This is a genomic window from Guyparkeria sp. (assembly GCF_041687595.1).
Classification (GTDB): Bacteria; Pseudomonadota; Gammaproteobacteria; order Halothiobacillales; family Halothiobacillaceae; genus Guyparkeria.
The window spans coordinates 28,575-38,988 of the sequence record NZ_JAWLBP010000013.1 but is presented as its reverse complement, the minus strand read 5'-3'; the positions used below and the strand labels follow the sequence as shown (position 1 = coordinate 38,988).

The 10,414-nt window shown below is 64.0% G+C and carries 11 protein-coding genes; 2 read left to right on the top strand and 9 right to left on the bottom strand.

The features are described 5' to 3' along the window. Positions 1-313: lysophospholipid acyltransferase family protein (locus tag ACESL5_RS03685; RefSeq protein ID WP_372591435.1), on the top strand; the 313-nt coding region annotated here is incomplete at its 5' end. Between the two features lie 111 nt (positions 314-424). Here ACESL5_RS03685 and ACESL5_RS03680 read toward each other — a convergent pair. The 5 genes from ACESL5_RS03680 to ACESL5_RS03660 are packed head-to-tail and all read right to left on the bottom strand — an operon-like array spanning position 425 to position 5,656. Next, entirely contained in the window at positions 425-1,162 is a 738-nt protein-coding gene (locus ACESL5_RS03680; protein WP_372591434.1) for a hypothetical protein, read from the bottom strand. Positions 1,163-1,186: 24 nt separating this feature from the next. Further along, on the bottom strand, positions 1,187-2,218 hold the full coding sequence (locus ACESL5_RS03675; protein ID WP_372591433.1) for an ELM1/GtrOC1 family putative glycosyltransferase: 1,032 nt from the start codon (positions 2,216-2,218) through the stop codon (positions 1,187-1,189). Between the two features lie 2 nt (positions 2,219-2,220). Next, positions 2,221-3,138: an FkbM family methyltransferase gene (locus tag ACESL5_RS03670; RefSeq protein ID WP_372591432.1), complete on the bottom strand. Its 918-nt coding sequence runs from the start codon at positions 3,136-3,138 to the stop codon at positions 2,221-2,223. Further along, a complete protein-coding gene (locus tag ACESL5_RS03665) occupies positions 3,135-4,475 on the bottom strand; it encodes an O-antigen ligase family protein (RefSeq protein WP_372591431.1) in 1,341 nt (446 codons plus the stop codon). Before ACESL5_RS03665 ends, ACESL5_RS03670 begins: the two co-directional genes overlap by 4 nt. Next, entirely contained in the window at positions 4,472-5,656 is a 1,185-nt protein-coding gene (locus ACESL5_RS03660; RefSeq protein ID WP_372591430.1) for a glycosyltransferase family 4 protein, read from the bottom strand. The genes ACESL5_RS03665 and ACESL5_RS03660 overlap by 4 nt, the downstream gene beginning before the upstream one ends. Positions 5,657-5,709: 53 nt before the next feature. On the opposite strand from ACESL5_RS03660, the gene ACESL5_RS03655 reads away from it, so the two are divergent. Then, positions 5,710-6,699, top strand: a complete 990-nt coding sequence (locus ACESL5_RS03655; protein ID WP_372591429.1) for a mitochondrial fission ELM1 family protein — start codon at positions 5,710-5,712, stop codon at positions 6,697-6,699. Between the two features lie 60 nt (positions 6,700-6,759). Here ACESL5_RS03655 and ACESL5_RS03650 read toward each other — a convergent pair whose 3' ends face one another. The 4 genes from ACESL5_RS03650 to ACESL5_RS03635 all read right to left on the bottom strand — a co-directional run. Further along, on the bottom strand, positions 6,760-6,972 hold the full coding sequence (locus ACESL5_RS03650) for a zinc-finger domain-containing protein (protein WP_372591428.1): 213 nt from the start codon (positions 6,970-6,972) through the stop codon (positions 6,760-6,762). Next, complete coding sequence (locus ACESL5_RS03645; RefSeq protein ID WP_372591427.1) at positions 6,969-7,904, bottom strand: branched-chain amino acid transaminase; 936 nt, start codon at positions 7,902-7,904, stop codon at positions 6,969-6,971. The genes ACESL5_RS03650 and ACESL5_RS03645 overlap by 4 nt, the downstream gene beginning before the upstream one ends. A gap of 80 nt (positions 7,905-7,984) precedes the next feature. Next, complete coding sequence (locus ACESL5_RS03640) at positions 7,985-9,691, bottom strand: diguanylate cyclase (RefSeq protein WP_372591426.1); 1,707 nt, start codon at positions 9,689-9,691, stop codon at positions 7,985-7,987. Positions 9,692-10,191: 500 nt separating this feature from the next. After that, a partial coding sequence (locus tag ACESL5_RS03635) for an SPOR domain-containing protein (protein WP_372591425.1) occupies positions 10,192-10,414 on the bottom strand: 223 nt, incomplete at its 5' end.

The window sequence follows — 10,414 nt, the reverse complement described above, 5'->3', positions numbered from 1 at the left end:
CCTGCCGGCGGCCACCAACACCGCCATGCCAATACTCGCGCGCATGGGAAGGGCGGTGATCCTGCCATACCACGTCCGCCGCTTCGGCAACCGCTACGAGATAGAGATCGAACCGCCGATCGGGGGAATCCCCAGCGGCGACGAGGTAGCCGACACGGCCTTGCTGGTCGAACGCCTGGAGGCGGAAGTCCGCCGCCACCCCGCGATGTATCTCTGGGGGCATCGGCGGTTCAAGACCCTGCCCGAGGGCATCCCGTCTCCGTACGGGCACGCGGGGAGGCACAGAAAACACGCTCGGCCACGGCACCGTTAAAGGAACACCCCGGTAAACGAGCCAGACAGAAATCCCGGGTGCCCGCCCTGAGACGACCGGGCACGCATCGACCACCCCGACATGCCCACGGTCACCGGGATCCCGGTGTCGTCACCTCCAGTACTCCGCGATCCAGCGAGCGGGCCGAATGAACTTGTAGACCTTTTTGTGCCAAGGCGCGGGCCACTCGCCCCGTACGGCCTGGTGCGGATTGGGCACACCGGGGAAGGCGACCACATGCGCCGTCTGGGGTAGCGTCGGCTCCTTCCAGAACCGTTGCGGCCATGGTGGGACGCAGTGGGTCTTGAACAATACGCACCAGTCGTCCGGCCAGAACTCGATCCGGCGGATGGATCGCGAGATGTACGTTTGCGAGTTCCTGAATCGGGACAGGATTTCATCCTGTTGCTCGACCAGGTCGTCGAGCAGGTAGGAATGACTGCCAACGCGGAAGCGGTAACAGGAGGTGTTGCCGATCCCCGATCCCGGCTGCGTCCAGTTCTGCATCACGATGAAATCCTCTTCCGGCCGATACTCGAAGAACGGATCGAGACTGCCCGTCACCACCACATCCAGGTCGAGGTAGAGCCAGTCGCCCTCGAGTCCGAAGAGTCGTTCAGAAGGCGCGTACAGATTCAGCTTGCGCCAGCCACGATTGTTGTGTGGCGCAGGCAAGTCGATTTCGGGACAGGGAAACGTTTCCACCTCCGGCAGGATGCCCTGTGCATCGTCCGTCAGGCAGACAAAGCGGATGGGCCCTGTCACGTTGCGCGACACCATGCGGTAAAGCGTGTTGACGTAGTCGGGGCCGTAAAGTTTGCCCCATTTCATGCAGATGAACTGCTTCATGCCCGGACCTCCAGAAAGCGGACCTCAAATGGTTTCGTCCAGCAAATCCCGGACATATCCCTCGTAAATCTGGTTCTTGATCGATTCTCGCACCGGCTCGAACCCCGAGAAAAGGTCGAGATCAAGCTGACCCAGGTCGGCAATCGGCACACGACGAATCCGCCTCGCCCCTTCATGTCGCTCGAGATAGCTTCTGAACATCTCGGCACCTTCGTCGAAGACGACCATGTCCGGATGCAGAGAGAAAACGGGATGGGCTGCCGCCATGGCATCAGTGAGCATGGTCAGGCTGTCCTGGGTACAAAAAGCCACATTGCTCGCACCCAGGTAGGCGGGGACCACCGGACGCGGATTACTGCACCACCACGTCGCGTCGGCGATCGCCTCCGAATCGATCTCCCGGCGAAGAATGTCCTCGGCGACCGCCCCCGTCCGGCGGGAACTGGTAATCAACCAGCGCCCACCATATCGGGCCGCAAGACGGTTCATCCCGGCCGCGAGTTCCCGCCAGTCATTCTCATCGTATCGGTGACTGCGACTACTGCCACCGATCAACATCGCCCATAGCGGCGAATCGCCGGCGCCGATCTCCCGCCTGAGCACCGTACCAGCCTCCTCGGCCAACTCGGGGGTGACGGGTGTGGGCAGAAACGGAAGGTGCACCGCGTTCGGCTCATCTCCCGCCTCCTCGGAAAGAAGGATGCGGCTGAACCGGTCGAACCGCAACGGCGGACGCCCGAGAAAGAAATTCGGGCAACCAAATTCGCTGGCCGCCAACACGTTGAACACTGCGGTCGTGCCGCCGCTGGAGATCACCATCGATGGCCGCGATGGAGGCAACGCCTCGATGGCGAACAGTCGCCGAGCCATCGACATGCCCATCCGATCGGCAAATGTATTCACCATCCGATAGATAAGCGGGCGCAAGAATCCGCGGTAGCGCGGACGAACGGTAACCCATTCCACCATCCAGCCACGCGCATCGCTGACGGCCTCGGCCACTGCCCGCGACTGGTTGTAGTGGCCCGGATTCCCGTCACTGACAATCCAAACCACACTCATTCCGTCACGAGCTCCCAGCCCTCCGGCAGGCGTTGCGGCCACCCCTTGACCAGGAGCAGGTCAAAGTGAAGTTGGCTGTCACGGCGAACATGCGCCGCCAGCGAGGGGATCTCGCGAAACCGGGTCTCGCTCTCGCCGTCCGCTACAAACAGGCGAAAGCCGTCGAGCACGGCCTCGTCGTACGCCTCGGGCGTCCAGCCGGACTTCTCGAGAAACCGCAGGTCGACCTCGACGAAACCGACGGCCGTTTCCACTGAATCGAGTAGGCGCTCCATGCCGCGCAGCGCAAAGGGCTCGAAACCCTCGATGTCCATCTTGAAAACCAAAGTGGCGGCTTTGCCGATGATGTCATCGAGCACCGAGTCGACACTCACTGTCTCGACCATGACTTCGCGGCGTCCGGCAATGTCCTCGGCAACTCCCTGGACCGCGGTCGAGCCGCCGCTCCATTGCGTATTCACGTAGAACGGAACCGAGCCCCTAGGTCGCTCGTCGACCAGGGCATTCACCAACTCGATGCGGTGAGCCGAAGGGTGCTCCTCCCGCGAACGCCGCAGATATGGCTGAAGCGCCGGATTGGCCTCGAAGGCGTACACCTGCGTCGACTCGCCATACTCGGTGGCGAACACGCATTCCCCGTAATTGGCACCGACATCCAGCGCCACCTCCGGATCGAGTGCCTGCACGAAATCGACCCAGAAGCGGCGGTTGATCGGGTATCGCCCGCGAACGGCGTCCAGCAGGATGCGTTTCATCGCCCGCCGATCGTCAGTGTCGATAAACACCGCGTGTCGAGACCGTGGCAGGCGAACGCGCTCCGGCTTGAGCGTGCCGTACTGCCGCAGCAGCGCTGGCGCCAACCGCCACAACCGCAGATACCATTCGATTTCCTTGCCGAGCGCCTTAATTTTCATGAATGATCTCCCGACCCATCCGAGCGCTCATGGCTCAATCCCCCGGCCACACGACCACGGGTTTGCCCGGCCGTCAGTAGATAGGCGATCACGAGCGTGTAAATGAACGTCACCACAGTCAATTCCAGCACTATGTTGGTCATGCCGAACATGACGAGTCCGGCAGTAATGAAAAGAATCGGTTCACGTCCAGCCTGCCCTGATTTCAAGACAAACAAAGGCACGATCAACACACTGAGCAGCAAGATCAGCTTAGGCACCCCACCAGTGACCAGATGCTGCAGGAAGGTATTGTGCACATGGCTATGCTGATCGTGGAAAAACGAGCCCAGGCCGAGCACGCTACCCACCTCCAGCATGTCCTGTGTACTGCCAACCCCGAAAACGGGATTCGCCAGAAACACCTCCCAACCGGTACGCCAATAAACCAACCGGAAGCCCAGAGACGTCTTGTAGCTTTGCTTTAGGGAGCCGGATACCTCATCGGATGGCTCGGTTTCCTCAGCCTTGGGCTCGACGAAATCCATACCAACGAATTCATCGCGGAAGTCTTGCCATTCCGCCACGCTCGTCGGCAACGACTCGACAACATTCGTGACACGCGAGGCAAGCTGTGGCCCTGCAAAAATGGCGAGAAACAATGTCGCTCCCACAAACGAGACGATCAGCGTGCGGAAATCCACCGATCGCCGATACCGGAACAACATAAGCAAGAACAGAATCAGCAGTGCTGCCATCACCGTTCGACTTCCTGACAGTACGACCGGAACCAGCGCGACAACCATCCACACTATTGGATGCCCCCGGCCCCGTCCACGCACGCATTCCTCGTAAACGATGAAAAGTCCGTAAATGGAGACAAGTGCAGCGAAAACCAGCGCGTTCTCACTACCGGTGGCTCTAGGCGCTCCAAGCACGAAAACCTGAATCACGGCCACCGCTGCCGCGATACCCAGGGCCACCCTGAACCCAGCTCGCAAGGGCCGCCGGAAATTCTCGTCCCGCGCCCAACCCACCAGCCAAGGCAAAAGCAGCATCAATAAACCGGTACGAAAGGGATCCAGGTCTATTGCCCCCCTCCCCAACGAATCCGTCAACGCCCACCAGCCGAGATAGGCAAGCCACGTGCTCCAGATAAGCAGTACCGGGGCAGACCAGTCAGCCCGCCCACGAAACAGCGCATGAACCAACAGGACCAAGAAGAAGGCATCCTGATACGCCTTTTCTCCGATATTGGTCAGGAACAGCAAAGACGGCACAGCCACGATGTACCAAAACGAAACGCCGGCCAGTAATTGACTGCCCTTTCCCGATTTAAACGCAGCAGCCAAATTCACGCTTTTGCTCTCCTGTCATCAACTTCTAAACCTTCGGCCACGAGTCCGAGATACAGATCCAGCGTCTCGTCCTGCATCCGTCGCAGGGTATAGGGAACGCACTCGCGGCTGGTGTCGGGCGCGCCTTCCTCGCTCCAGGTCGACAAGACCCTTGTCACCCCGGAAATATCACCCGGCGAGATCCGTCCAGCCGGGAAAACCGCTGCCAACTGCTCCCCCACCCCGCCGTGGTCGTACCCGAGGACGGGACGCCCCAGCGCCAAGGCTTCGGTGACAGTGCGGCCAAAGGACTCGGGCTTTTGGGTGAGCGACAGCACCACGTCGCTGATGGCCATGATTTCACGCAGGTCGCTGCGTGGGCCGAGCCAGGTGATGTCGTTGGCCAGGCCCTTTTCCTCGATGGCTCTCTGGACGCGGTGCCAGTAGTCCTGCCGGCGCGGATGCACGCCGCCGACCAGCAGGGCGTGGACCGGCACGCCGCGAGCCTTGAGCCCGGCGACGATCTCGATCAGGTCCATCTGCCCCTTGATCTGGGTGATGCGACCGGGCAGGGTCAGCAGCCAGCGCCCCTTCACCTGCGGATGCTCGGCGAAGAAGCGGGTCGCCCACTCGCCATCGGGACGAAAACCGGGATGATACCGCTCGGGGTCGATGCCGCGGTAGATGCGCACGATTCGCGCGGGGTCGACCTTCGGATAGTGCTCGCGGATGTAGTCGACAATGCTGTCGGAGACGGCGATCACGCGCTCGCCCTTGGTCATCACGGCGCTGTACCAGCCGGGCGAATAGGCCCCGTGGACGGTGGTGACGAGATGCGGGCGGGACCCGCTCGGCATCCCCTTCCAGGCGAGGTACCCGATCCACGCCGGCAGCCGCGAGCGCAGGTGGAGAATGTCGACGGCCTCGTCGCGCAGCAGGCGACGGATCACGGGGATGTAGCGCAGCGTGGTCAGAGACTTGCGACCGACGGGCAGGGTGATGTGCTCGCCACCGATCGCCTCGAGTTCGTCGACCAGTCGCCCGCCCTCGGAGACGACGATGGCACGGTGACCGGCGGCCACCAGCGCCTCGACGATCTCGAGCGTGCCGCGCTCGACACCGCCGCCCTCGAGGGCCGGCAGCATCTGAACCACGGTCAGGCGGCGCACCGGGCCGTCTTCCTTGCCTTCGTTCCCTGTCATCCCGTCCTCTCCCAGTGGCCCCCGGCGATCTGCCGAAAGGCTATCATGTCCGCATGCATGACACCCCCGAGACCGTCAACGAGATCTGGGCCCTGACCACCGGCGAGGCGGGCATGGCCAACCAGGCCCGCGGGCTGGCCGAAGCCGTCGCCGAACGCACCGGCTGGCCGGTCGTGCAGAAGACCATCGGCATGCGCCGACCCTGGCGCGCCCTGCCCATGCACTGGGTGCCTCGTCCGCTGACGAAGCTCACCCCCGACTCGGACGAGGTGTCCCCGCCCTGGCCGCGGGTGCTGATCACCTGCGGCCGGCGCAGCGCCGCGGTCTCGATTGCCGTCCGACGCGCCAGCCAAGGGCAGTGCCTTACCGTGCACGTACAGGACCCGTTGATCCCGCCCCGGCATTTCGACCTGGTCGCGCCCCCGCGCCACGACGGATTGACCGGGCCGAACGTGCTGCCCACGCGCGGAGCGATCCACCATGTCAGCCGCGCGAAACTCGATGAAGCGGCCGGACAGTTCCGGGAGCACTTCACCCACCTGCCCCGCCCGTGGATCGGCGTGTTGCTGGGCGGCTCGAACCGGACCATGAGGCTGACGCCCGAAAAAGCGCGCCGGATCGGGGAGCAACTGGCCGCCGCGGCGCGAACGCACGGCGGCAGCCTGCTGGTCACGCCGTCCCGGCGCACCGGCGATGAGAACACCCGGGCGCTCGCAGAGGCGATCGCCGAGGTCCCGCATCTGCTGTGGAACCGCGAGGGGCCGAACCCCTATTTCGGCATCCTGGGGCTGGCCGACCATCTGGTGGTCACCGGCGATTCGGCCTCGATGGTCTCGGAGGCCGCCTCGACGGGCAAGCCGCTCTACGTAATCGACTTTGGCCGCTACTCGAAGCGGCTGGAACGGTTCCACGGTGCATTGCGCGAGGAAGGCGTGACCCGCAGGTTCGACGGCACTCTGGCCGAATGGGAATACGATCCCGTCGACGACACCGGCATGGTGGCCGATGCGATCGTCGAGCGGCTGGGCATCACGCCGGGCTGAGCGGGGCGCAAGCCCACTCGCGTCCGGCCGGGCAAGATCGGGCGGGTGCCCGGGTGCCTGTCAGTCGACCAGCTTGTACAACGTGCTGCAGTAGATGCAGCGTGCCTCGTCGCCCTTGTGCTCGAGGTGGATGTAGACGCGCGGATGCGAATTCCAGAGGGCTTCGTCCTCGGGCGGGCAGTAGATCGGCAGGTCCTCCTGGGTGACCTCGACCACCCGATCGGCGTTGGGGGTCTCGAAATCGTCCGGGTGCGACGCGGTATCCGGGTTCATGCTTTCGCCTCCACGTAGTCCAGCCAGTTGTCCGCCAGCGGCGGGTAGCGGCCCTCGACCAGATCGAAATAGGTACTCTGCAGCCGCTCGGTGATCGGTCCGCGCACGCCGTTGCCGATCGGCCGGTCGTCGACCTCGCGGATCGGGGTGACCTCGGCGGCGGTGCCGGTGAAGAAGGCCTCGTCGGCGATGTAGACCTCGTCACGGGTGATGCGCTTTTCCACTACCGGGATACCGAACTTGTTCGCCAGCGAGATGATCGTCCGGCGGGTAATCCCGTCGAGCGCCGCGGTCAGGTCCGGCGTGAAGAGCACGCCGTCACGCACGATGAAGATGTTCTCGCCCGAGCCTTCGGCGACGAAGCCCTGGGTGTCGAGCAGCATCGCCTCGTCGTAGCCCGCCGCGGTGGCCTCGCGCAGCGCCAGCATGGAGTTCATGTAGGCGCCGTTGGCCTTGGCCTTGCACATGGTCACGTTGACGTGATGACGCGAGTAGCTGGAGGTACGGATGCGGATGCCCTTCTCGATGTTCTCCGCGCCGAGGTAGGCGCCCCAGTGCCAGGCGGCGACCATCACGTGCACCTTGAGGTTGTCGGCACGCAGGCCCATGCCCTCGGAGCCGTAGAAGGCCATCGGGCGGATATAGGCGCTCTCCAGGTTGTTCTCGCGCACGACCTGACGCTGGACCTCGTTGAGCTCGCTCTCGGCGTAGGGCAGCGCCATGCCGAGGATCTTGGCCGAATTGTGCAGCCGGCGGGTGTGGTCCTCGAGGCGGAAGATGGCGGTACCCCGGTCGGTCCTGTAGGCCCGCACGCCCTCGAACACGCCCATGCCGTAATGCAGGGTGTGGGTGAGCACGTGGGTCTTGGCCTCGCGCCATTCGACCATCTCGCCGTCAAGCCAGATCAGGCCATCGCGATCTTCCATCGACATCTTCAAACGCCTCGCAGAGCAGTGAACCGTGTTGTGCGCCGGCGCCCGGCATGGCGGGCGGTTCGGGATTCGCAAACACGCTAGTCTATCACCCTCGCCGCGTTTCGGGCAGGCGGGCAAGCGGCCCGTTCGACACGGTCACGCCCCAGTTCCTTGGCCCGGTAGAGAGCGGCGTCTCCGCGCGCCAGCAAGGTTGCCGGCGTGTCTTCCTCGCAACACTGGGCCACACCGATACTCACCGTGCAGCCCGGACCGTGATTCGAGGACGAATTTCGCTGGAACACATCCCGAATGCGCTCGGCAATCAGGGTGGCCTGCTCGAGTGTCTTTCCGGGCAGCAGGATGACGAATTCCTCGCCACCGTAACGGAAACAGCAGTCCTCGCGACGGACGTTGTTGCTCATCACCCGGGCTAGACAACGCAGGATGTCGTCGCCCGCGAGGTGTCCGTAACTGTCGTTGTAGGCCTTGAAGTGGTCGGCATCCAGCACGATCACCGACAACGGATCGCCCACCCTCTGCGCGTCACCGATGGATTTCTCGAGTTGCCGGTCCAGTGCCCGGCGATTGAACAGTCCGGTCAGGCCATCCTGCTCGCTCAGAGAGCGATAGCGGTCCCGCTCACGAACGACCATGGCCTCCTCGTGCTGCTTGTGGCGAATGCGATTGCCCAGCGCGAAGGCCAGGAGCAGTGCTTCGGCGAGCGAACCGACCGGCAATACCGCCAACAGCCAGTACGCGTAGGGCAGCACGCCGGCCAGCAGCCCCAAGTGCAGCAGCACGGCCAGCGAGAACACCGTCCACCCCATCAGCAGGAAGCGCGCCGGCCCGAAGCCCCTGCGTATGGCCCGGATCGACGCCCAGATGATCGCGGCAACGGCGATCATCCCGCTACCGGCGACGGCAGCGAAAGGCAACATCCCGTGCCACGTCAGCGAAACGGGCACGGCGAACAGGGCCACGGCGGTAACCGCCAGCAGCACACGATCCAGCAGGCGATCATCCCTCTCGGTGCGAAGGAATCGCCGTACGAACCAGATGGCGGTCACCACCATGACGACCACCGCCACTTGCGCCCGGTCGACCGGGGAGAATGCCTGGATCAGGTCCGGGAGAAACGGGGTGAGGATGTTGTGCTGCAGCCCCACATAGAGGACCGTACTGGCCAGGAAGGCGGCGTAGCTGAGATAGGTGCGTTCCCGTACCGCGACCATCAAAAAGAGGCTGTAGACCGCCATTCCCAGCATCGCACCCAGGTAGACCCCGAACAGGGAGTAGCGGATCAGGTTGCGCTGGCGCTCGGCCTCGAGCGTCCCCAGGCTCAGTGCAAGGGCCGCCGGCCCATCGGACTTCACGTCCATCAACAGCAGCCGCTCGCCGGTGAATTCGGGCAACTCGCGCCCCGGATCCCTGGGCAGAACAAGCCGGTGCGTGCCGTCCTGCCCGACCCACACTTCAACCGGCTCCGCGGACGCCGACGGATCGAGCAGATAGAGGTGCACTTCCTCGAAATAGGGCCAGTGCAGGCTCAACCAGCGTCCGTGGACACGCAGGTCGGTCTCGTCGAGCACGAGGCGCAACCAGACATGACCATCGTAGGGGCCCAGATTGTGCGTCTCGCCCTCCACCGCACGGAACTCCAGTGCCATGGCCTCCCGGGGCGAGAGCGGGGCATCGGCCAAGGCGATCTCGGCGCGGGAAAGCAGGGGCTGTTCCGAGGCGAACACCGCCGAGGTCAAGCCACCGGCGAGAAGCCAGAACAGCAGTAACAGCCAGGACACACGCACGTGCCGGCGGCTCCGCCGCCGGTCACCGTCAGGTCTCCCCAATGACCGGCGCAGCGGAGCACACCCTTTCCGGACGACACCCCGCCACAGGGTGACGCCGGCTGGCACAGCCAGTCGCGCCATGCTGCTCCCTCGCGTCCACGGCGATCCATCCACGACCGGTGACTGGCCGGGCGGATCGTTCTAGTAATAGCACTCGGTGCCCTTTAACCGAGTATGGCACTCGGTCGTCGATCACGCAGTGCAATCAATGACCTGCGCGACAAGGGCGGTCGCGCGCAAGCCCCGGGGCGCAGCACACGTCTCCCGCGGCGTGTTGCCGGAGATGACAGGTCGAGGGGCAGCAACCGGACGTCGCGGGCCAGCGGAAGAGCTGATCGGCCAGCATGATATCGGGGCATTCCGAACAACCCAGCAGCGACATGGCTGAGTGTCGAGGTGTCGGAGGACGGGCGACAGGAAGGAAATGGTCGGGCCGGCGCCCTTCGGTGAAGGATTGGCTAGCCGTCGACCCGTCGTGGAGGAAGGGTTTCGACCCCGGCCTCCTCGAGGCGACTCAGGGCCTCGCCGATCTCCTCGCCGGCCAGGGGGCCGACGAACACGCGATGATAGGCGGTTCCGCGAACATCGGCCTTCTCGACCCGGCTCTGGAATCCCATCAAGGCCAGCTCGGCCTTGCGGGCCTCGGCATCCCGGCTGGTGCGGAAGGAACCCACCTGGATC